This is a genomic window from Nibrella saemangeumensis (genome assembly GCF_039541915.1).
Lineage (GTDB): Bacteria > Bacteroidota > Bacteroidia > Cytophagales > Spirosomataceae > Nibrella > Nibrella saemangeumensis.
In genome coordinates this window covers 87,002-111,094 of sequence record NZ_BAABHD010000001.1, presented here as the reverse complement: position 1 = coordinate 111,094, position 24,093 = coordinate 87,002, and the positions used below count along the sequence as shown (strand labels likewise).

Annotated in this window: 17 protein-coding genes and 2 tRNA genes; 7 read left to right on the top strand and 12 right to left on the bottom strand. The window is 43.5% G+C overall.

Annotation, left to right across the window (positions count from 1 at the left end; translation table 11 throughout):
• Positions 1 to 329: 329 nt before the first annotated feature.
• The 11 genes from ABD949_RS00490 to ABD949_RS00440 form a co-directional block, all read right to left on the bottom strand.
• A complete protein-coding gene (locus ABD949_RS00490) occupies positions 330 to 3,410 on the bottom strand; it encodes a protein NO VEIN domain-containing protein (RefSeq protein ID WP_345239569.1) in 3,081 nt (1,026 codons plus the stop codon).
• A 144-nt stretch (positions 3,411 to 3,554) separates the two neighbouring features.
• The gene (locus ABD949_RS00485) at positions 3,555 to 4,937 is read right to left on the bottom strand and encodes a type I restriction enzyme HsdR N-terminal domain-containing protein (protein ID WP_345239567.1); all 1,383 of its coding nucleotides are present in this window, start codon (positions 4,935 to 4,937) and stop codon (positions 3,555 to 3,557) included.
• A gap of 86 nt (positions 4,938 to 5,023) precedes the next feature.
• Positions 5,024 to 6,472: a class I SAM-dependent DNA methyltransferase gene (locus ABD949_RS00480; protein WP_345239565.1), complete on the bottom strand. Its 1,449-nt coding sequence runs from the start codon at positions 6,470 to 6,472 to the stop codon at positions 5,024 to 5,026.
• Positions 6,473 to 6,510: 38 nt separating this feature from the next.
• Positions 6,511 to 7,965, bottom strand: a complete 1,455-nt coding sequence (locus ABD949_RS00475; protein ID WP_345239563.1) for a restriction endonuclease subunit S — start codon at positions 7,963 to 7,965, stop codon at positions 6,511 to 6,513.
• 11 nt (positions 7,966 to 7,976) lie between these two features.
• The gene (locus ABD949_RS00470) at positions 7,977 to 10,730 is read right to left on the bottom strand and encodes a type I restriction endonuclease subunit R (protein ID WP_345239561.1); all 2,754 of its coding nucleotides are present in this window, start codon (positions 10,728 to 10,730) and stop codon (positions 7,977 to 7,979) included.
• Between the two features lie 763 nt (positions 10,731 to 11,493).
• Positions 11,494 to 12,543: a hypothetical protein gene (locus ABD949_RS00465; RefSeq protein ID WP_345239559.1), complete on the bottom strand. Its 1,050-nt coding sequence runs from the start codon at positions 12,541 to 12,543 to the stop codon at positions 11,494 to 11,496.
• Positions 12,544 to 13,031: 488 nt separating this feature from the next.
• On the bottom strand, positions 13,032 to 13,346 hold the full coding sequence (locus tag ABD949_RS00460) for a helix-turn-helix domain-containing protein (protein ID WP_345239557.1): 315 nt from the start codon (positions 13,344 to 13,346) through the stop codon (positions 13,032 to 13,034).
• Positions 13,347 to 13,433: 87 nt separating this feature from the next.
• Positions 13,434 to 14,225 carry a hypothetical protein gene (locus tag ABD949_RS00455; protein WP_345239555.1) on the bottom strand — a complete coding sequence of 264 codons (792 nt, stop codon included), beginning with the start codon at positions 14,223 to 14,225 and terminating at the stop codon, positions 13,434 to 13,436.
• An 83-nt stretch (positions 14,226 to 14,308) separates the two neighbouring features.
• Complete coding sequence (locus ABD949_RS00450) at positions 14,309 to 15,637, bottom strand: site-specific integrase (protein ID WP_345239553.1); 1,329 nt, start codon at positions 15,635 to 15,637, stop codon at positions 14,309 to 14,311.
• Positions 15,638 to 16,557: 920 nt separating this feature from the next.
• Positions 16,558 to 16,632 (bottom strand) — tRNA-Pro (locus ABD949_RS00445).
• Between the two features lie 19 nt (positions 16,633 to 16,651).
• A tRNA-Ser gene (locus tag ABD949_RS00440) sits at positions 16,652 to 16,742 on the bottom strand.
• A gap of 174 nt (positions 16,743 to 16,916) precedes the next feature.
• Between ABD949_RS00440 and ABD949_RS00435 the strand changes: the two genes are divergently transcribed.
• From ABD949_RS00435 to cdaA, 7 genes are all read left to right on the top strand, one after another.
• Positions 16,917 to 17,879 (top strand): vWA domain-containing protein, encoded by a 963-nt coding sequence (locus ABD949_RS00435; protein ID WP_345239551.1) that lies wholly within the window; start codon positions 16,917 to 16,919, stop codon positions 17,877 to 17,879.
• Between the two features lie 112 nt (positions 17,880 to 17,991).
• Positions 17,992 to 18,687, top strand: a complete 696-nt coding sequence (locus ABD949_RS00430; protein ID WP_345239549.1) for a hypothetical protein — start codon at positions 17,992 to 17,994, stop codon at positions 18,685 to 18,687.
• 27 nt (positions 18,688 to 18,714) lie between these two features.
• Positions 18,715 to 19,890, top strand: coding sequence for a thiolase family protein (locus tag ABD949_RS00425; RefSeq protein WP_345239548.1), 1,176 nt, complete (start codon positions 18,715 to 18,717; stop codon positions 19,888 to 19,890).
• Between the two features lie 40 nt (positions 19,891 to 19,930).
• Positions 19,931 to 20,893: a phosphoribosylaminoimidazolesuccinocarboxamide synthase gene (locus tag ABD949_RS00420; RefSeq protein ID WP_345239546.1), complete on the top strand. Its 963-nt coding sequence runs from the start codon at positions 19,931 to 19,933 to the stop codon at positions 20,891 to 20,893.
• Between the two features lie 10 nt (positions 20,894 to 20,903).
• A complete protein-coding gene (locus ABD949_RS00415; RefSeq protein ID WP_345239544.1) occupies positions 20,904 to 21,323 on the top strand; it encodes an STAS domain-containing protein in 420 nt (139 codons plus the stop codon).
• Complete coding sequence (locus ABD949_RS00410) at positions 21,277 to 22,275, top strand: ribonuclease Z (protein ID WP_345239542.1); 999 nt, start codon at positions 21,277 to 21,279, stop codon at positions 22,273 to 22,275. Before ABD949_RS00415 ends, ABD949_RS00410 begins: the two co-directional genes overlap by 47 nt.
• 47 nt (positions 22,276 to 22,322) lie before the next feature.
• Entirely contained in the window at positions 22,323 to 23,147 is an 825-nt protein-coding gene (gene cdaA / locus ABD949_RS00405) for a diadenylate cyclase CdaA (RefSeq protein ID WP_345239540.1), read from the top strand.
• A gap of 67 nt (positions 23,148 to 23,214) precedes the next feature.
• On the opposite strand, the gene ABD949_RS00400 is transcribed toward cdaA, so the two are convergent.
• Positions 23,215 to 23,622 (bottom strand): DUF4332 domain-containing protein, encoded by a 408-nt coding sequence (locus ABD949_RS00400; protein ID WP_345239538.1) that lies wholly within the window; start codon positions 23,620 to 23,622, stop codon positions 23,215 to 23,217.
• Positions 23,623 to 24,093 lie beyond the last annotated feature (471 nt).

Sequence of the window (24,093 nt, the reverse complement as noted above, 5' to 3'; positions counted from 1 at the left end):
GTCTTTTGTCCTTACGTGTTTGCTAAAGTGCCTGACTGAGAGTAGCATTACCACAAGTGAAATTCTTGAAATTTTACCACCGCTCAAAACTAAAGGCGTGTTGGGAAATTTTGGCTACTGATTTACAGAGCCTGATGCTTGTCTGTTTTAAGGATAAAGCTAATCGGCCGGACCAATATTGCCGCAAAACCACAGTTTCTTTGGCTAACTAAACTCTTGAGATGCCTTTTAATAGGCTAATTCAGTCATACCTCACTAAACCAAAGGAAATTTCCCAACACGCTCTTATGAGTGACTAAAATTAATAGAGAAGTAAAAATTTGATTAGGTTAATCAAAATTGATTATAAAATCAATGGGATGCGCAAATAGATTACCCTCCTTCCAAAGTTTTATGGGGTTATTTAATTTTAGGATTTTTGCATTATCTTGACCGGCATTGAATACACAGTAAATCCAGAACTTATCTCCATCATTTTCATTAAAGTATCTTCTTGCTACTTCCCATTGTGTACCAGATATAGAAAAGGTTTTTTCAGTGCTTTGCGTCGTAGACTTTACCTCAACAATTCTAACAACTTCTTCGCCACTTTTAACAACGAAGTCACATCCAACACCTAGTTTACCGTTATCATTAAAGTCTAATATAGTTATAGAGGAATCTAACTCGTATTCCTTCAACAAGGCTCGTTTTACGAAAGCCTGTCCCCAGTCTCCAATGTTTTTAAGCACTTCATAGCTAACCTGTTCAGTCAGCGTTGTACTCAGATTATCTTTATTAGAGTTTATTACTGTAGAGCCATGTTCTTCAATAACGTGCGTTAACGTATTGTCATTTTGTTTAATTTGATATTCTTTATTTTTCTTAAAATCAGTAATTAAGGCAGAGTTAAGCGGAACATCTTCTGGACTAAAAATGGGATTAAAACTTGAGAGCTTCTTCTTGTCCTGCTCTAAAGCTTTATTGTCTCGTCGCTGTTTCTCCAACTTATACATTTCATACTCCTCTTTCTCTTTTCCAACAAGAAGTATGCCTCCGGTTTTCTCTTCAATAAGCTTTACTTCATTGAGTTTAAACCCAATTATAAAAAAAAGCCTTTTATTAAGATCTGAAATATCATAATTTGTTGCAAGTTCGTCATAAGTTATATCTTGTGGCGCAACAAGCTTCTCAAGCTTATCATATAACCATGGAGTTTTTTTAAGATCTTCAACAAACCTTGCAATAAATGTCTGTTCGCGAGTATAGCTTCCTCGATTTCTCCATGAATATTTTCCCTCGAAGTAGTCATCAGGCACAGACAGTAAAATATTCCATAAAGCAACGGACTTTTCTAAACTGATACTTTTAAAGAAGAGTTTCAAGCCATCAATTGTATAATCTTCAACTTCATCCCACGTTTTATCATGTAAATCTTTTGTAGTCCTTAAAACCCTCTTATCTTCATCGGTTAGATGGGTATCGGCAATCAAAATCTTTCTCGGATAATTGATTACACCAAGTGCCTTTAAAATATCTCGAAGTATAAGTCTGTGGCTTTCCGGTAAAAAGTAACGGTCTTCATCAACAAAATCAGCCATTAAACTACCATCGAAATATTTCTCTAAATTTTCAGTATATAAATATACATTATCTAAGCTTAGAAGTCCTGTTTCACCCGTTTCTTTATTGATACTTAGAATAAAAGGACACTGTTGTAAATCTTTAATTAACTGCTCTTTTCTTTCTTCATCTCTCGATAGTAGTGCGGTAAGCAGTTTCCCGAAGTCTTCAAAGTAGCCGTCATAATATTCTCCCTTATGTAATACTGGTAAAATCAACTCATTAATTTCCGCAAATAAATCAGGTTTAGTTATTCCAAGCTCTTCAAAAAATTTCCTTGCATCCTCATTACTTGCAATATTACTTTTCACCGTTAAATACTTTGTTGAACTCTCAGTAGGTAAAAAAACGTTTAGCTTACCATCTCGCCTAAAGGGAGTAACTTGGTCTATCTTTCCATCAGTATCAACTCTAATTATAGGTTTATTTCTCAATACCCCTGAGGAATAGTAGCCAAAATTTCCCCTCCAAAGGTTTGGTGCTTTATGTATAACTTTATAAAAATCTACGATCCACTCGTCTGTTTGCTCAACTAAAAACTCTTTATCCACCTTTGACGCAAAGTTTGCTAAGTCATAGCTAGGTACTCCGATTTCATAATGCAAATAATCCCAAAGCTGTTTATATTTATCAGAAGTAATTCTCCTGTCAACCCAGTGACTTCTGCCCCATAGCTTTTTAGCTTGGCCTTTGTTTATTAAATCGGCTAAATCAGAGCTTCCAGAAAGCATAGAATCTGATGAGCATACATACTCGCCATCTTTTGTTGGAATGTAAGGTTTATCAGATTTAAACTCCAATGTAGTTACCTCATATAGGTCTTTGTAGATCTCAGAACGGTCACAAACTTCTTTATCAACTGGTAGAATTTTTAGAAATTCCACATTAAATAACCCAAGCTCTTTTATAACGATTAATGCCTCTGCAAGTAGCCTTCCTAACTCGACACTTAATAATCCGTTTCTATTATCTGTTTCAATTTTCGTAAAAGTGCTTTTGTTTTGAATGGCCTCTCTCGCTGGTGTAGTATAAAAAGGTGCATGAATCAAAAATTTTAAATTAGTTTCGATCTTGGTTGGGAAAAACACAAATAAGGGTGATTTATCGCATGGAACTATAACTTTATCGTTTTTATCAATTTGAAAAGCTATCTTTACTAATAGGTCTTTCTTTTCAATATTGACACTTCTTTCTAAAAGTATAAAATTAAATTGCTTGCTTACTGAATTTATCCGAACTATTCTATTGTCCTCATTGTGATATACTCTTTCATAGATACCAAAATCATTGTCGGTCTCCCAACTAATCGATGTAATATTTGTTAAAAATAGTAAATAGAGCATGTTCAAGTCCTGAAGCTCATTGTATATTATTCTATATATCTCATTTCTCTTTTCTTCTTTGAATGGTAAGACTATTTTCGTTCCTTTATAATACGAATTTACCTCTGAATACGTCTTTTCTGGAATATTGTAATTTTTTATTGTTATGTCATATTCAGCGGATATTATTCTGGGCGAATTAGTTATCGAATAGACAGACTTAAATCCTATTCCGAAACGACCTATAGCATTCGGCTTTTCTTTTTTTTCATAGTTATCTCCAAAATTTGATATTGCTCTTATATCGTTGAAATCAAATAACTTTGGAGCATCGTGTGTAAAAATCAGCTCAGATTCTGTTAAAGTAAAATAGACATTTTTTGCTCCTTCATCTTCTGCATTTTGTAGTAATTCGGTAATAAAGTGAGTAGGATCTCCATATAATTTAGCAAGCGTCTCATGAGCATTATCACCATCTGCTTGCATTAGTTTGACTTTCTCTGAACGCCTTATTATAAGTTCGTCTAACCTGTCCACATTTATAAACTTTTAAATGTAAAATATTGAAAAGTGTACCTAAAACTTTTATTAGTTATGCTTTAATCCCAATTTACTGCAAACGTACATCTATTATCGGTAATTGATAATTTTAGATAGTTCCACCTCAAGTTCATCGAAGTTCGCATCTAATTTCTTTTTCTTTATTTCCTTTTGTTTACTCCTAATCATTTCTTGTATTTGTACACAATTAATATCCTGTTCAGGACATTTTGGTCCTAAAATAATTTTCCGGAGGTGAATGGGGAACGATTTGCTATTTAGTCTAAAGTCAATTATAGGATTAAATATTGAATGAGTATATGTTGTTACCCACTCTTTATTTATTTTATTTAGCTTTTCATTGTCTATAACTAACAGTCTAATTTCTTCTTCAACTGCGTAATCAAAGGGTTTAAAAAAGTGCTTCCAATAACCTAATTTTCTGAATTCAAAATTAAACCCTGTAGCAGATTCAACTTCATCTTTGATTTGTTTAAGGAACTCTAGCTCTTTATGCAAACCATTTTTGTCAGCGTACTTAACTTTTTGTATTAATATTTGATTGTTCAGATTTTCGCTTTTTATTTCAAACACAAGGCAAGCTCCTTTAGCATCCTCTGAATAAAGCCTCCATAAAGTTAAGTCATCTTTCCTTAGAATATTTGAACACGAAGTAATATATCTATTATTTAGGTCATTTATAGTTTTTTCATCTTCCTTATTAAGAGGCTTTTCAATTCTATTGAGGTATGTTTCAACATAATTGATTTCAGATTTGTCGTTCATACCAACTAAGCCGTTCATCCTGAAAGAAATATAATTAATTATATCAAATGTTGTCTTTAAAGAAGTATACCTACATACGTGTGTTTCTTTAAATGGGCCTAACATTTCAATAAAGAACTGATTCTCAAAAGATGAAATATTCTGATCATCTCCTGAAAACACAAAAGCATTATTCTTTTCATCAAATTTAATTCTTTTAAGAAAAGACTCACTTTTTATAAATTCAAAAAGTGCTGTGTTCTCTTGTAAGTGTTTTTCGGCAGCTTGAAGTATTATACTTACAATTAGTTCTTTATCTTTTTTATATACTTTAACCTTCTCTGGTTTTATTATTCGTGAAACAATATCCTGAAAGTTCAGTTCAATAAAGTCTTGCTCTTTATAGTTTCTATCATAAAAAAAATAATTTACGCCGTTTGTTACTATCCCATATCTAGAATTAGTAACAGAAATAGCTGAACGTACTTGTTCCGTTGCATTTGCTAATACACTTTTATTAGACAGATTTGTTTTTATTTCTATAATTGCTAATGGCTGGTTTTCTTTGTAAACAACTATATCAAATATTTTATCTGTAGCTGTTATTGACCACCTATCTTGACGCTTTATATGCAGACTTGTATTAGCTAAAGCTTCTTCAAGCTGCCTAGACACTTGTATTTCTACGCCAATTTCTGAAAATTTCATTATATCTCTTTTATTTATTAGTTAAGCTGATCCAGCAAAATTTTGTAAATATTAGCTCCTGTAAATAACTTTAATACTATATTATATTACACTAACTGCTTTATCACACTTCTGAAATTCATCAAAGCCGCTTCCAAGTTTTCCACAATGTCTGCGGCCAACTCGTCTGGATTGGGTAGGTTATCCAAATCGCTGAGACTATTATCCTTTAGCCAGAAGATGTCTAAGCTCGTTTTATCACGGGCTATGATGTCCTCATACGTGAACTTCCGGAAACGTTCGGTTTCTTGGCGTTGGTGTCTGTTCTCTGGATTGTAGCACTGGATAAAGTTTTGCAGATGCTCCAGTCGTAGGGGATTTGTTTTTAGGGTGTGCTTTACGTTTGTGCGGTAGTCATATACCCACACTTCTCTTGTCCAGTGGTCTTTGCTGGCGGGTTTGTTGTCGAAGAACAGCACGTTAGCCTTTACCCCCTGCGCGTAGAAAATTCCAGTGGGAAGTCGTAAGATTGTATGTAGGTCGGTGTTTTGTAACAGCCGCTTCCTCACTGTTTCACCGGCACCACCTTCAAATAGTACGTTATCAGGTAATACTACGGTTGCTTTTCCATCAATCTTGAGCAACGACCGGATGTGTTGGAGAAAATTTAATTGTTTGTTGGATGTAGTAGTCCAAAAATCCTGCCGCTGATAAGTTAGTACCTCTTTCTCCTGTTCTCCCTCTTCATTAGTGAAGGTAGTACTGCTTTTCTTGCCGAAGGGTGGATTAGCTAGCACATAATCAAACCGTTGGGAGGGTAAACCAATCAGGCTATCGTTCCGCTCAATTGGTGGTTCGCTGTTGAGGTCACCAATATTATGCAAGAACAGGTTCATTAGGCACAATCGGGCTGTACTGGCTACGATCTCCCAGCCATGGAAGGTCTGATATTTGAGAAATTGTAATTGCTCACGATCTAAGTCCTGCTTTGCCAGATAGTCATAAGCAGCTAAAAAGAAGCCTCCAGTGCCACAACTGGGGTCAGCAATGGTTTTCATAGGCTGAGGTCGAACACACTCTACCATTGCCTTTATAAGTGCTCTTGGTGTAAAGTATTGCCCGGCTCCCGACTTCGTATCTTCAGCGTTCTTCTCCAGTAACCCTTCATAGATGTCTCCCTTTACATCTGCATCTAGACCAATCCATGTCTCGGCGTTAATGAGTTGGATAAGCCTATAAAGCTTGGCTGGGTCTTGTATCTTGTTTTGGGCCTTAAAGAATATCTGGCCTATCATCCCCGGCTGTTTGCCAAGTTCGGTAAGTATATGAACGTATTGAACCTCCAGTTCTGCACCATTTTTATCAATAAGACTCTCCCAGTTGTATTCTGCGGGTATATGGGTGTCCCGGAAGTAGGGCGGCTTGGTATACTCATTGGCCATCTTCAGGAATAGCAGGTAAGTAAGCTGTTCTAGATAGTCGCCGTAGCCTACCCCATCATCCCGAAGAGTATTACAAAAATTCCAAACTTTCTGTACAAGTGCGTTGGTACTCATTTTATATATTCTTGATTCTATGCTAGAAAATGATTCAGTTAAAATAATGATAGCTGTTCACTTTTACCTGTCAATCGGCGACTGGTACTTACAGTCTCTTCAACCTCTTTTGCTACTTCATTAATTAGCTTACCTTCAAATGCCTGTTTAAGAATGCTTTGCCGGAGAGCTTCAGCGTCGTTAAGGCTTTGTAGAATGGTGAGTTCCATTGAGTCAGCTTCTGAAAGACGGGAATCTATTTCTTCCACAATTTGTATTTGCTCCTCTCTAGAGGCAAGTGGAAAACATAAGGTTTTGAACCGTTCTGTACTGATTTTTTTTTGTGCTACTCCCTGAGTGATTAATCCTAGCTGACTCTTTATTATATCAGATTCTAAACAGTATTTGAAGTACCTTCTTTCTACATAGGAATCCCAAATACGGAACTTCAAACAATCAGAGGTAATTACAGCGTTTGGATAGGATTGCGGATATATAGCGCAATCTCCGGGAGGATCGCCCATCTTAGTTATAAGTATGTCTAACGGTTTAGCTGAGTGTGCCTTTAGCTCATCGTATTTCGATTGAGAAATAAACTTCAGATCAAGTGTAAAGTTGTTTCTGGTAATGTTTTTGACGAAGATTAAAGGAACACCTGAATCCACGTAATCGCTTACCTTTAGGTTACTACCAAAAGGCCCAATACCAATAGCATAATCTTCAGGAGCACAGACATCTTCTGGTCGAACCCAACACCACCCATTAGGCAGCATTGGCAAACCTTTAACTTCTCTCGCTGTTATGGGCTCTAACGGTTTTAGCTTTTTACGTTTCTTTTCATATTCCTGCTTTCTGTTGGAGCTCATAAGCTTAAGTAGCACTTCAGCAGAGGGAAGTAGAGGTTGGTGCTTTCGCCAATCTTCAGTTAGTCTCCCATTAAAAGCCCAATTAATTACCACCTGTCGATAAACCTTCAGCCGCTTAAGTGCCGTCTCTAACTCTTGTACTCCGGCATCAATCTCGGAAAATAACTCTTCTATCTTAGCTACAATAAGTCGCTGAATGGATGGTGAAGGGATGGGGACAAGGTAATTTTCAATGTATTTTGTCGAAACACGTGGTAAGTTTACCCCTGCCGTATTAGCTGAAGCATCATTAACAAATTGACGTGATAATAAGAAATGATATAAGTACTTTGGTTCAACCAAGATAGTCGGTCTAAGTACAAGAATATCTGTTGAACAGACTCCCTTCCTGTTGGCCAAAGCTACTTTGTTGAGATATGGCCTTAACTTTCCATATAGTATGTCACCTGCGTTGAATCTATTCTTAACTGTCGTAATTACCTCCTCCCTAGCATCTTCAGTCACAACACCTCTATTTTTGTGAATGTGCTCAAGTCCAATATAATATTCTGTTGAACCAGTTGGCTGGTGTTTTTCAGATGAAATGTTAGCCAAAGACTTGAGCGGCTTCAATTTCCAACCTTCAGGTAATTGCAATACCTTCGACATTAGTTTGGGGTTTAAGCTGCAAGATACTCATTCAATTCATCAACAATTGGGAATGCCTGCTTCCCAAATAGACCCCATAACTTACCTAGTCCGCCTTTCCCGTTGAAGGGTGAAAGCTCAAAGTCCTCACGGTCAAGGTGAACAGACTTGGCTATAAAGTCCTTCATCAATCTCAGCCATTCCATCTGCTCTTCCGAAAACTTCAAGGTTCCCGCCTGCTTGCGGAATACCCAGTTCTGGAAGTTGCGGTTCACCGTCAGATCATAAGCGGTTAGCGCTGGGTCAATCTCCAGTACGCGCCGGATGAGAGAAACCAAAGCAATCAATTCGCTTTGTGGTTGTTTTCCATTGACCGTCTCCAGTGCCTCATAAGCTTTCCAGACAGCAAAGGGGGCCAAGTTGGGTTTGTCCGTCTTTAGCTTTTCGCACAAACTCTTTATCATCTGGTAGGTCAGTTCCTTTCGGCGGGTTGGCTGGCTATAAAAGATCTGTAGCGCCGTTATCTCGTCGCGATGCTGTTCGATGTATTCCCTAAAGCTTTGTACCGTGTGGCTGGCCTTTTCGGTCATGGTAACGTCCCAACCGGCAAAGGATACGGCATCCAGATTCACCACATCAATTAACTGCTCATGGTTGCGCCGAATACCTTCAAGTGTGTCCCGGTAATCTGCATTATCAAAAACGGCTATGGATGTTTCGATCAATGATTGCTGCGCCTGTTCTGTAATGGCTGAGGTTATTGACTCACCCGTTGAGCTGCAAAGCTGTCGGGCTTGCTCCTCTATACGATCAGGATTATAGGTATCCAGTAAATCCGAAACTACTTTGTTAATGGTCTTGCCCCCGGCAAGATCGGCTAATTGCTTACGTTCTGTAGGGGTCAATTGTTTTTCCAGTCGGGTCAACCGGTTTGCCAAAGAGGTAAGGGTATCCTCTGATGTGTCCCCGCCAACGGCAACGTTCCATAGCAGATCTTTGAGCGATACCCCCGGCTTACGCTCCAGTGGGCGGCTGTCGGTTTTCAACGATTTACATACGCCTACGGCATCGACAATCACGAAATGAGTCTTATTGCCATGTGCCGAAGGGGTAACCTTTCGCAGGTCATCGCCGGAAAGGGTGCGTGTCCCCCTGCCTTTCATCTGCTCAAAATAGGAGCGTGACTTTACATCCCGCATAAATAAGAGGCATTCAAGAGATTTTACATCCGTTCCGGTTGCAATCATATCCACAGTTACGGCTATACGCGGGTTATACTGTGTCCTAAACTGCTGTAGGACTTCTGAGGGCTTTTCTCCGCCATTCTTCCCCACGCTATAGGTCACTTTGCGGCAAAACTCGTTTCGTTCCGCAAACTCCTCCCGAACCATCTGGATGATGTCATCCGCATGAAAGTCGCTTTTGGCGAATATGAGCGTTTTGGGTATTTCTTTACGGTTCGGAAATATTTCCGGTAGTCTCTCTTTAAAGGTGCGGATAACCGTCCGTATTTGGTCAGGATTTACTACATCCCGATCTAGAGCGGTTCCAGTGTATATCGTGTCCTCATCCAATTGTTCCCAGCGTTTACGTCTGGTCTGCCGGTCGCGCTTGTCTATCCACTCCCCGGCTCGTACTTCAGCTCCATTTTTGGTAATCTCCGTCTCAATGGTGAATACATCAAAAGGCACGTTTACGCCATCCGCAACGGCTCTCTCATACGTGTATTCACTGACTACATTGCGGTTAAAGAATCCAAATGTCCTCTTGTCTGGGGTAGCCGTAAGGCCGATCAGGAAGGCATCAAAGTAATCCAGCACCCGCTTCCATTCATTGTAAATACTCCGATGGCATTCGTCAATGATGATAAAGTCGAACGTCTCTATGGGTATTCGTGTGTTATAGGCAACTTCGCGGGTTCTGGCGGTTAGCTGGACTTCGTTGAGGGATTTTTCCTCTGCTGACTCATCCAGTTCTTCCCCTCTCAGGATCGAGTACATGCGTTGAATGGTACTGATGCAAACCTGCGCGGAGGAGTCTATATAAGAAGACTTCAGCCGTTGAACATTATAGAGTTCGTTGAACTTGCGCTGGTCATCATTGGGTGTAAAAGACTGAAACTCTTGCTCGGCCTGTTCGCCCAGATTTTTGGTGTCTACCAGAAACAGAATTCGCTTGGCTTTAGCAAACTTGAGAAGCCTATAGGTTGATGTTATAGCCGTGAAGGTTTTGCCGCTTCCAGTGGCCATCTGCACTAAAGCACGGAGCCGGTTATCACCAAAGGACTTTTCCAGATTCTGAATAGCCGTAATCTGACACTCCCGAAGATTGCGGGTGTCCAGTGTGGGGAATTGCTGTAACCGTTTACGCAAGGTCTCCGGTTGTTTCAGCCACTCCCGCAAGGTCTCTGGTCGGTGGAATGAGAAGAGGTCTCTGGCTCTGGGTATGGGGTCGGCGTTGTCGGTGAAGTGGGTTTCTATTCCAGTGGATTCATATAAGAAGCGCAAGGGCTCCTTGTCTTTGTGCCACTTCAGGCGGCTGGTAGCATAACGGGTAGACTGCTCCTCTACAGGTGTTAGAATAGTACCCTCCGCTTTAGCCTCAATAACGCCAACCGGTTTGCGGTCAACGAAAAGCACATAATCAGCCGGGCCGGAGTCGGTTGGATATTCGCGCACAGCCACCCCACCCAAAGAGAGATTGATCTGCTTGAGGTCTTGCACCTGCCAACCCGCATGGGTCAGCATTTTATCAATGTTCTGGCGGGCTTTCGCTTCCGGTGTCATCTACAGTGGGAATAGGCTCCTAAATATGCACGGAATTGAGCAGATAGTAAATGTCTGTTTATTCATCGGTAGGTGAACATTGCGTCTTTTGTATTGGTAGTGCTAATAATCAGCTATATACATTATGGTGTCGTCTACTTGAATTTGGCTTATAGTGCGCAGCATCTTCGATAGTAGCAGATAAGCCGCTCAAGTATAAATATTTTACCAGTGCTCTCTTTAAGTAAGGGGGCTACTACTAGAAGCTATTGATCTTTGGGGAAATGGCCCGGCCCTTTACACTCCTCCCACACTTTGCTACCTCCCCTCCAACTTCGCTCTAGTAAATTACTTTCCACAGGGTAATTCTGTGAAAGGTTTGCCGCTTGTGCGTGAGTCGAGCGAGTATCCCCCACCACCATATTAGGACTATTAAAACGTCACTTTTTCGGTGAAAAGTTGTTATGTTACTAAAACACTACTTATATTATATGCGTGGGAGAAATGAGAGAGTAATTCACTGGTCTGAAATCCTAAAAGAGCTAGATAGATACGAAAACATGGCCATTTACGCCAAAAAATGTGGTGTTGCGGTAATGTCGGTGTATACCCGATACGGTATTAGACTTGTGAGAACATTAGAGCCGAATGGCCGAGTAAGAGTACTAGTTGATACCAAGCTCTCACCAAAACCATCACGCCGGGATTCCTTAAGAGGAGTAAGGGTACAAAAGCGAATTGCTAATTTACACTCAGAGCACTGTCTCTATTCTCCTCCTATAGTCTAAAATAACTCTAAACCTATATGGTTATTTTCGGACAAATTCTTACTTAGAACGCTGGTTAATTTGGGACACTTTTCTGTTTTTTGACTAGTTCTCCATTCTACTAACTTGCTTCTTATCAGAACCTTCGAGTCAGGTAGCACACTTGAGATAGCTTGCCACTTCTCCATAATCAGATCTGTCACTAATTGAACCCAATCTTCGCTACGACTGTATGTTTTAAGGAGTTGTCTAAAATTTCTTTCTGCACGTTTGAGCCGTTTTCTCTCACGTTCATACTCCTTACCTAATAGCTCTTCACTTAATTGCCAGAAACGTGGATTTCTACCCTTTAGCAATAGTTCTCGCTCTTTAGGCTTAAGACCTTCTGCCTTGACTGAAAAATCATCGAATAGTATCTCTTTAAAGGTATTTATTAAGATCGACCCAAGTTTATCATATTGAGATATGTCTAAAAGATCGGCTAAACTTGAGATACTGACACCTCTTTCTATAAAAAACTGCATCTTCACAACTTTAATCTCAAATCTAAGTGTATAGCTATCTAAACCGTACTGTTTACCTTTATCATATATTTTTACAATATACTGCTGAAAGGCACATTGGTAGTATTGACTCTTGTAGTCATAACTTTTAGTAAATGGTTTATTTTTGTATGTAATTAAAGATTTAAGGATTTTAGACACTGGAAACGGCAAAGTGATATTAACACCAAACTCCACATTATTCAACCTGCTACAAAAGATGTTAATCTTAAGGTTGCTCACTAAATCATTTATTACGTTGAATAAGCTTTCAGCAGTAAAATCATTGGCGTTTTGAACTCCTCCATTACTGTATTTATGAAGGCTACCTTTTAACTCACATTTATACAGCCCAATTTCTTTAGGAACTAAGGAAAAAGTAAGTCCTCTGTAAGTTGACTGCCGGACTCTATTTAAAATTTCGCTTGTTTTGCTGTCAACCAACAATGGAAATGTAAATAAGTCGCTTCTTAATAACAAATCAATATCAATTGATAGTTGCTGAACCTTTATTCCATCAAACATATGTGACAAAAAATTGAAAGCTGATGAATCAACTCGGCCTTTTTTTGAGAATTATATCAGCTTGTTTTTTATGATCTCTGAGACTAGTTGCTCTTGGTTTATTGAGTGTAATTCTAAGTCAGGAAAGAACCTTAGCCGTAGCTCGTCTGTGTTGGGAAGCCGTAAGACTATTATGATATTCTCCTTTGTACGAATACATTCTTCATCTGTCCTAACCTGACCAATGTATAATCTATGATGCCCAGTTAGATTCAATGGAGAAATGAAAGGGATTAATTTGCATGTTTTGGTACTTACGTCACCCCACTCTTTAAGGAAGAGGCTATGTTTGCCGCTATATATATCCCGTTTATCTTCAATGCGTACTCTACTTGGAACCTGTGGACAATTTAAATTAGGCTCTTCAGCTACATAATACGTGCCAGTCACGTCTAAAACGAACTTTATCAAACATGAACCTTGTATAATATTCATGGCCTTATTAGGTGTTAGTTTGACTTCTTTAATCTTCTAACTTCCTTCATAGCCGCAAGTACGTCAGCCCTGCGGTATAATACCCTGCCATTTATTTTCTGTGGAATGAGAATTGCGCTACGCTCTTCGGTGTCCTTTGCCCACTCATGGAGTGTGGGCAAAGAAACACTTAGAAGCTTTGCAGTCTGTTTGCGCGTTAGAAACTCTGGGAGGTCAGGCCCTTCTGGTCTGGGGGGTATATACGCTGCTAGTTCGTCACGAATAGCACTGCGTACCAGTTCTACTAACTGGTCAGGCGTTATAGAAACTTGAATCGTGTGCTGAAACATAAACTTTGTTGTTTAGAGTTCATGTCAGCAAAATTACTTACAATGGAGGCTGTAGGAATACATTGTAGGAAAAATGACTCCTACAAACTACTTATCAAATCTATCCTTATCTACTCCATTTTCCTTTAAAAACCTTAATACTTTGTTTATATCCAATTCATTATCCCATCGTAAATCTTCCCTATTAAGTCTAGTTTCTTTGCTTAACATATTGCGAGTATCGTTTGGATTAATTTGCATGAGATTCCCCAAGATGACTCCTTTTTTTGTAGCATTTAGCCCTTCCAAAATAGGATGGTTTAATAAGCCTAATATATCAGCTAAGACCATTTGCTGTTTATGAGTTAGATATTCTTTCTTCTTTCTACTTACGTTCGGCTTAACTTTTTGACTTTTAGGATTAATAAAAGTTTCTAAATGTTCATCGAGAACTCTATTCATACTACCTACTAATCCAAGTAACTCATCCAAGTATAAATTAAAGCCAAACAAAGTATTCTCTTTATTATCAATAACTTTATCTTCATCTAATTCACCTTTGCGAATTTTATTATCTATAATGATAGATTTACTAGTTACTATTTTAGCCTTTTCAGACAAAGGCTCAAGCTTTTGCTTTAAAAATGTTTCGTAGTTTAACTTTACTTTATCATCCGTAATATTTATAAAATTATCAAACAACTCATCGTAAAAAAACTCAACTTTAGCTATTGAGAAGCCGTTCACATCATCTTCATCTATATAGGGGCTATATTCAATGATTAGACGACATACGCTGATAAACTCATTAATTTCGCTAAAATCATCCAACGATTTTTCTGCTAATCTCAAAAGTCTATTTACATTATCTGAAAACCAAAATAGTACTTCTTTCTTCATAATTCATTATAAAAGTGTTCAATCCTTGACTTTATTTTTTACTACTCTCATTCACATTACCTTTCTGATTTTACATTACTAATTTAGCCTGTTCTAGAAAAATGAGGATGCTCTAGTAAAATCATTGCATTTTGTTCGCTTGACACTTTGATATACTTCAGAAATTGAGATTCCGATTTATGACCGGTAATTTTCATAATCGAAACAGTAGGAACACCGGCCAAAAAAGCGTTGGTCGCAAAACTCCTACGCGCAGTGTGTGTAGTTATCCACTCCCACTTCTCCGCATTTTCAGTACGCCTTATGCCTCCTAGTGTACGAGTTCGCTGTACTGGCTCCTTCAACTCTGCCATTTTACCTAAGTCTTTCAGGTAATCGTTGAACTTCTGATTGGATAAAGCGCGTGGGAGAACACCGTTATATTTGTTGAGAATGGCTAACACATTCGGGTTTAGGGGGATTGATACTTTAAGACCGTTCTTGATGGTTTGAACAGTCAGCAGTCTGCCACCGTGGGTGATGTTTTCGGGCCGAAGTTGCGTGTAATTGGTGAACCGTAATCCAGTGTAGCAGCCGATTAAGAATACGTCTCGTACGTGGTCTAAACGCAGGTCTTTCGTTAAGTCGAGTTTGTAAAGGGTCTGTAGTTCGGCATCATTGAGATAGATAGCATCAACCTCTTCCTCAATCTTGCGAAACTCCTTTTTCTGAAAGTCGGTGTTCTGGTGCAACCCGTCCCGGTGGGCATACTTCAGCAGCATCTTTACTCCATTTAGTACGGCACCCACGTAGTTCAGGGTTTTGCCCTCAGCAGTAAGGTACTTCTTGAATGACTCGTAAAAGTTGAGTGTAAAGGCATCGAACGCCAGTGAGCCGCCTGTTTTACTCTGGTAAGCAATCAGGATATTTTTATACTTGGTGTAGTTGATTAGCGTACCCGGCGAGAAGTGCGCGTTTTTGGCGTTCAGTCGTTTTCCGGCTCTAGCCTCACTAACAAACCGTTCGATGTAACCGGTAAACGTTTCCTGTTCTAGTTCCGGCTCTACCTTGCCGTGCCGTTCTTTCTTTACACGGCCTAATTCGTTATCGAGTTGCTGTTTGATTACTTTGTTGTCGAACGAGACTTGTGCCAGTTGAAGTCCGTTCAGTACTTTCAGCAGGGCCGAACGGAATCGGTGCAGGTGAGTGTTTAGCGATTCATTGTCTCTTCGTCCAATCTTGTTGGGAACCCTCTCCTGATTAGTAATCGCCTTTTGTTCTTCAGCGTCCCACATCAATGGGAGAACACTTAGCCCGGTTGAGGTGATGAATCGTTTGTAGTCGTAATAAAGGGCTAGATAAATAAGGGTTGGCCGGTCGGCTGCGGGGTCTTTGAGATAGAATTTAACGGAACTCTCTGTATAGGTTTTCATAACTGTATCTTGTAATACCTAAACCCAAGATACGGTTAAATTCAATACAGGTGATGAAACAGGTGATGAATAGGCCTTACTTTTCCGTATTATTTATTATTCAGAGCGATAAAGAAAAATGGCTAAAACGTTGATTTTTAGCCATTTTACGTAAAATTTAATACTACTAAATAAGTAAAAATGTGATCCCGTTTGGATTCGAACCAAAGACCGTCTGCTTAGCTTACCCGCTACAGCTTTCGCTGCCCCCAATGGGGTTTGTGGTCTGGACTATGTCTTCACCATATCCCGAAATTTTCGGAACTTAGGCGGTTGCCATTTAGTCTCTACACCTTCCCCAAAATCCGGGGCTTGGCTCGGCATTACCATTAATCTTGTTACCTCCCTATGAAAAAATGCACAAAGTGTGGCACATTAAAACCGTTGGTTGAATTTTACAAGTCGAAAACGCACAGCCAAGGTGTTATGTGCTACTGTAAACAATGTTTTAATCAGAAGGCTATCAAACGCTGGATTGACCGGAAGATTAAAGCTATTGTCTACAAAGGTGGCGCCTGTCAAGATTGTTATTTAACCCTTAGCAAGAGCCATTACTCTGTTTTTGAGTTTCACCATTTAACTCCATCCCAAAAAGACCACGACTGGACCAAATTACGTTTGCAGTCATGGACCAGTATTCAAAGAGAGTTAGATAAGTGTGTACTCCTTTGTGCTAATTGTCATAGAATCAGGCATTCAAGATTAGAAGGCTTCACCGAATTTGACAACATCCCATGAGGAGTTTCCAACCTCATGGCTCCTAATCTGAAGGCAGATGCTCTATCCAACTGAGCTACGGGACCAAATGAAGAAGGCAGTTAGCAGCACACAGAATACAGACAAACTGCTACTGCTCACTGCAAACTGCCTCGTTCATTTTGTCGGGGTGGCAGGATTCGAACCTGCGACCACCTGGTCCCAAACCAGGTACGCTAACCGGACTGCGCTACACCCCGTTCAATTGCTTTATCAAGCTGGCGGAGAGGGCGGGATTCGAACCCGCGGTACCCTTTAGAGGTACGACAGTTTAGCAAACTGCTCCTTTCGGCCACTCAGGCACCTCTCCGTATTGCCCTGTCCTGCAATTGGGACACAAATATAGGCGTTTGCGGAGCTATTCGCCAAAAAATAATGCTAAAATCTTTATTTAAGCGTTATTTTCGCACAATGCCCGCCGGGAGACCTGCTCATAACTTATTTTCTGTCAGCCCGGTACGCAGTTTCCGGCATATATTATTTCATGAACTGGCTTTATCGCTTCTCTATTACCGAGTGGAGCATCGTCGCACTTTTTTTGCTGCTGTACGGTCTTTATTTTTTCCGGACGTTCCGGCTGGCCCGCCAATTGGGTACGTCGTCCAGGGCCGTAATCCCAAAGTTCTTTTTACGTAGCAGTTACCTGCTACTGCTCCTGATGGCCCTGCTCGGCCCTTCCTTTGGGGAGGCAGAACGGAGCGTAACCACCCAGGGCCGTGATATCTACCTGCTCGTCGATATATCCAAATCAATGGATGCCGCCGATGTAGCTCCTAGCCGACTTGAACGCATCAAATACGATATTCAGCAACTGACCGATACCTTAGCGGCTGACCGCTTCGGACTCATCCTGTTCTCGACTGACGCCTTTGTACTGTCACCCCTGACTTCGGATCATGATGCCTTCAACCGGATGCTTCACGATGCCAGTACCAGTCTTTCCCCGTCCGGCGGTACTGACCTATGCTCAGCGCTCGAACTGGCCCGCGAAAAACTGGTTACCGATCCAACCACGCAGCAAAGTGCCAAGGCGATTGTCCTGTTTAGTGATGGCGAGGATTTCGGCACCTGCGATCGTTCAGCACTGAGTCGCTTGCGGACCTATGCCATTCCCCTGTTTACGGTGGGCATTGGCACCGAGTCGGGCGGTACCATCCGCAAAGGCCGTGATTTTGTGCGGGACGATCAACGGCGTATTGTCCGTACCCGACTGGATCGCGAAACGCTTCAACGACTGGCCCGCGACGGGCGCGGACAGTACATTGAGGCCGCTGCCAACAGCCAGTACATTACCGATTTGGCCGGAGCGCTCCACTCGTTACAGGGCCGTACCATCGACCAGCGCCTAATTGCCGTATCCACCAATAAATACTATTATTTTCTGGCTGCGGCTCTGCTGCTCATTACCATTGACATAGTCGTTACGGTGCGTACGTTCAGCTTGTAGAGACACTGGACATCAGACGTTAGACAGGAGGTAGCCGTATCTATTGTCTGTTGTCCAATGTCCAACGTCTCTATTTTTAAGCTATTTTTGGCCTTCGCTAGTATAAGCCGGTATGACGCATCTGCTGATTTTCCTTTTTCTTTCGTTGTGGCAGCATCGCTCCATCGACCAGATTTCGCGTCATAATCTGGCCCGTAAATCTGCCGAAGCGGCCTACAAGAACGCCGATTTCTCCCAGGCAGCCAAACAATACGCTTTTCTGAACCGCTCCACTGGCGACGCTGCTGTCCGAATCAATCTGGCACATAGTTATTTTCACCTCCAACAATACCAACAAGCCCGCCAGCAATACGAGGCCCTGCTACAGGAAGAAGACGCCTATCTGGCTTCCATGGCCGCTCTCCAACTGGGTGTTATCGCCTGTTTCGAACGCGATAGCGCTACCGCTCTGGCGTTTTTCAGACAGGCTTTACTAAAGGACCCGGAAAGTGAACCGGCACGTTATAATTTTGAGTTAATAGAGAAGCGATATTCGGGCGTACCACCGAAAAAGCAAGCTTCCAAAGAAGAAAAGCAGGCCGCCAAACAGCAGACTTCGCTCCAGAGCCAGTCAGGCCAGGCGGTGGAGCGGTCGGAAAAAGAAGACGAGAAGCTGAAGCGCTTTAGCGAGCTTAATATGACCGAGGAAGAAGCGTTGAAGCTGCTTGATGCCTTGCAGGGCCAGGATCTTCCTTATTCATCGCTGCGACCATTCCGGGGTGGACGATCTGCCGGCTCATCGGCAGCCCGAAACAAAAACAGGTGGTAGTTTTCATCAACAACAGAATACAGATTCATGAACGAAGTAGTCATTGTATCGGCCGTACGTACCCCTATCGGCAGTTTCGGAGGGGTTCTGTCGGCGCTGTCGGCCACCGACCTCGGGGCCGCAGCCATCAAAGGTGCGCTGGAGCGGGCCGGTGTGCAGCCCGATCAGGTACAGGAAGTGTATATGGGCAATGTGGTATCGGCCAATGTTGGTCAGGCACCCGCTAAACAGGCGTCCATGAAAGCAGGCCTGCCGGTTACGATTCCCTGCACCACCATCAACAAAGTCTGTGCGTCCGGCACCAAGGCCATTATGCTGGCGGCCCAGGCTATTCAGCTTGGCCACGCCGACATCATCGTAGCCGGTGGTATGGAGAGCATGTCCAATACTCCTTATTACGTACCCAAAGCCCGTTTTGGTTATAAATATGGCAACGGTGAGCTCGTTGACGGCCTGGCCCGCGACGGCCTCGTGGATGTGTATGACCAGTGCGCGATGGGCGTTTTTGCCGATGCTACCGCTAAAAAATACAACATCAGCCGTGAGGCTCAGGATGCCTACGCCATTCAGTCGTACCGGCGATCGGAAGAAGCGACGCAGAGTGGCCGGTTCGGCTCCGAAATTGTGCCCGTAGAGGTAGCGGGTCGCAAGGGGCCAACCACTGTCAGCGAAGATGAGGAATACAAGAATGTGATCTACGACAAAATACCTTCGCTGAAGCCAGCCTTTACGCCCGATGGTACCGTCACGGCCGCCAATGCTTCTACCATCAACGATGGAGCGTCGGCGCTGGTGGTGATGAGTCGCAAAAAGGCGGATGAACTGGGCCTGAAACCCCTCGCCCGCATTCTGGGCTACGCCGATGCCGAGCAGGAGCCGGCCTGGTTTACCACCGCCCCAACCAAAGCCGTTCCTAAGGCTCTGGAGCGGGCTGGTCTGACGGCCGAGGAGATTGACTATTTTGAAGTGAACGAAGCCTTTGCGGTCGTACCGCTGGCGTTCAGCGAGGTGCTGGGCATCCCACAGGAAAAACTTAACGTCTTCGGTGGTGCCGTTTCAATTGGTCACCCGCTGGGCGCATCGGGTGCCCGCATCGTGACCACGCTGACCAATGTGCTGCACCAGAACGGCGGCCGCTACGGTGCCGTCGGCATCTGCAACGGTGGGGGCGGAGCCTCGGCGCTTGTTATTGAAAAGTTATAATTATTGTTTCAGCGGGGCCGCTCCGCTGGAACCTAAAAAAATGACCATTCCACAAACCAATTTTCAGTTCGACGGGCAGACCGGTTTTTATCGGGGCAAGGTCCGTGATGTATACACTTTTGAGAATCACCCGAGCGGTCCGCTGCTGGTGATGGTGGCCAGTGACCGGATCTCGGCCTTTGATGTAGTGCTACCCCGGCCCATTCCCTACAAAGGCCAGGTGCTGAATCAGACGGCGGCTCACTTCCTGCGGGCTACGGCCGATATTGTGCCCAACTGGCTGCTCGATGTACCAGACCCGAATGTCAGCGTCGGGCTGAAGTGTGCGCCTTACCCCGTCGAAATGGTGGTCCGGGGATATCTGGCAGGCCATGCCTGGCGGCAGTACCGCGACGGTCACCGGACACTCTGTGGGGTGGCACTCCCCGATGGCCTACGCGAAAACGACCGGCTGCCCAATCCGATTATTACCCCAACGACCAAAGCGCACGAAGGGCACGACGAGGATATTTCGCGGGAAGACATTATCGCGAAGGGTATTGTCAGCGAAAGCGAGTACAGGCAGTTGGAGCAGTACGCCCTGGCGTTGTTTGAGCGGGGTACCCAAATGGCCGCAGCACGCGGGCTGCTGCTGGTTGATACCAAATATGAGTTTGGCAACTTGAACGGCCGCATCTACCTTATCGATGAAGTGCATACGCCGGACTCCTCCCGGTACTTCTACGCCGATACCTACGAAGAGAACCTGCAAAGCGGTCTACCGCAGAAACAATTGTCAAAAGAGTTTGTTAGAGAATGGCTGATAGCAAATAATTTCCAGGGCAAAGCGGGGCAGGTAATTCCGTCCATGTCCGATGAATGGATCAGTCAGATCTCAAGGCGGTATATTGAGTTATACGAAACTGTAACCGGTCATTCATTTACCCGAACGGACGCAGTTGATCCACTAACCCGTATCGAAGGCAATATCCGGCAGGCATTGGCGAAAACTTATTTCCAATAACCGTTTCACCATGAATTATACGATTGAAAAAACTGAACAGTACGCCTTGATCCGACTAACCGATAATCAGTTTGGCGGGGACGTACCGGCATCGTTCGAAACCCTGAGCCGCAATCTGTTCCGCGAAGGCTACAGCAACCTGATCGTCGACATAGAGCCGGTACAGTCGGTCGATCCGACCGGGATAAGCTCGCTCCGTAAAATAAACCGGCAGTGTACCACGGAACTTGGCCTCCTGGTTCTGGTTACTAAGAACGAGGACATGATCGATTTTTTAGACTCGGCCAATATTGCCGATCTAACCATTCTGCCGACGGTGGAAGAAGCGATCGATGCCGTGTTCATGCACGAACTGGAGAACGATTTCCGCAACGAGGAAGAGGATGAGTATGACGGAGAATTTGGCCCCGGCAGAGACGCCGATATCTGAAACAGAAAGCACCAGACCTTCATCGTTGACCTTTAAGCTTACTATTCTGGGAGCCGGTTCGGCTACGCCCACCCTCGGGCGGCACCCTACGGCTCACCTTCTTACTCATAACAACGAATACTACCTGATCGACTGCGGAGAAGGTACTCAATACCGCCTGCTCGAGCAAAAGATCCGGCCGGGCCGACTGCACCATATTTTCATCAGCCATCTCCACGGTGATCATTATTTTGGGCTGGCCCCGTTGCTGTCGTCACTCAACCTGGCCGGCCGGACAGAGGATCTTCATCTATACGGCCCCAAAGGCCTTGATGATATTCTGACCACTATATTCCGGTATTCGGATACGCGCCTGGGTTACCCGCTCCACTTCCACCCGGTTGATGCGGCTTACCCAACGGTGCTGGCCGATCTGCCGGAGCTGACCATATCCTCCATCCCGCTGGAGCACCGCATTGCCTGCTCCGGGTACCTGTTCCGCGAAAAGCCGCGAAAACCCAAGCTGCTGCGCGACAAACTGCCCGCCGATGTACCCGTTGAATACCTGAAACAACTTAAAGAAGGGCATGACATTATTGATGGACAGGGCCAGGTAATTTATGCCGCTGAGGATTACACCACGCCCGGTCCGCCACCCCGCTCCTACGCCTTCTGCTCAGATACCCGCTACAACGAACGGCTGATTAACCTGGTCAGGCACGTAGACCTGCTATACCACGAGGCTACCTTTCTGGAAGACAACGCCAAACGTGCCTTTGAGGTCTTTCACGCTACCGCCCGGCAGGCAGCTACCATTGCCGCCCGCGCCGAAGTCAGGCATCTGCTGATCGGGCACTTTTCGTCCCGATACAAAAACTTTCAGGCATTTTTGAAAGAAGCTCGTCAGATTTTCCCACAAACGTCGTTAGCAAGTGAAGGTCTGCACATAGACATAAATGATTGGCAGTATTGATTTTATTTCCTAAACTGCCACCTGAATTACCCTTAATGCATTTCTGAATGTTTGCTCTTCGTATCGGCTTTCTGGAGGTTGGCTGGATCGACCTCCTCGACATACTTATCGTTGCCATTCTGCTGTACCAGATTTATAACCTCGTGCGGGGTAGTGTGGCCAGCCGGGTATTTGTCGGGTATCTGCTGGTTTACTTATTTTACCTGACCGTTAAAGCGTTAGGTTTAAGCCTGCTGACAACCATCCTGGAATATTTCATCAGTGTAGGTGCCCTGGCCCTGATCATCATTTTTCAGCAGGAGATCAGGCGTTTTTTGTTACTAATTGGTAAATCGACCAGCTTTGCCAACAACAAGTGGTTCCGGCGCTGGCTGCTGAAACAATCCAGTGACGTTGATCAGGCTGCGGCCCTCAAACCCATCGTAGATGCCTGCAAAACCCTGGCCGCCGAGTTTGCCGGTGGGCTGATCGTAATCAGCAAAAATGATGAGCTGGTGAAGTATGTTGAATCGGGGCAGATCATTGACGCGGAAATATCGAAACCGCTGCTGCTGGCTATTTTCAGCCAGTACAGTCCGCTTCATGACGGTGCCGTCATCATCAACGACGGCCGTATCCGGGCGGCCCGCTGTATTTTGCCGGTCTCTGATGATGATAATTTGCCGGCCTCGCTGGGTTTCCGTCACCGGGCCGCCCTGGGCATGAGCGAGGTTACCGATGCGACAGTTATTGCTATCTCGGAAGAAACCGGCCGGGTTTCATTGGCCGTTAACGGCGAACTCCAGTATAACCTGGGTATTGCCGAACTGGAAGAACGACTCCGAACTTATCTGGTGCAGCCCAGTCAGCGACAGGGCCTTGCTTCCTCCTGAGCGGCAAAAAACAAAGAGCCGGTAACTGTGCAGCTACCGGCTCTTTGCTTATATACTTCTATTTGAATTAATACTCCACCATACCCGGCAGTTCTTTGGCCTGCGCCACAAAATCCTCAACCTGACCTAACGTAGGAATACGCTGGGCCAACTGCTTGGCACTGTTTATTTCCTCAATTTTGGCGTGCAGGTTAGCCGGCGAACGACGAGCCAGTTCCTTCACGGTATCCACACCAGCTTCTTCCAGCAGATCGGCGTATACACGCCCAACGCCTTTGACACGAGCCAGATCGGCGCGGTTTACCAGTTCAAGAATATCGCTGGTCGGCACACCGGCGGTCTCAGCCAGCGTTTTACGACCTTTTGTTGTTTTACCTGCTTCGAGCAGTTCAGCACTATTGTCAATTCCCTGAGCTTTTAAAGACGCCAGGATAGCTTCAGTGATACCTTTCAATTCGGCAACTACAACAGTCATAGTTTTGAGGGTTTTGTGTTTGGCAATTAATACATGACAAAACTAAACTCCTCCGTTCATACAAAAAACTACTAATCAATTATTTAACTAACATTTAACTGGCGTTTATTTGAGATAAAAATCAAGAATCGCGCAGCAGGTATTTACGCCGTATTTTATTGATTAAAAACTTCTTGTGCGTAGTGAAACTCTCCGGATGCATCTGTTCAAAGAGGATTTTCCACTCGCTATACACCTCAGGCTCTGCGGCCTGAAACTGGGATCTGTCGATTTTCTTTTGTATCAGGTACTCTTCAAACGTCATAGTCTTCAGGACGATTTAACCGGAATAGGAATGGTTTTAGCGATCTGATAGCTGGCGGAACGTAAATACCTGCCAAAGTGACTGATGGACAACCGCTTACTAAAACATGGCAAGTCTGGTACGGCCTTTGGCGTATGACTCTAATCATGTACTAAGACCAATCTCTG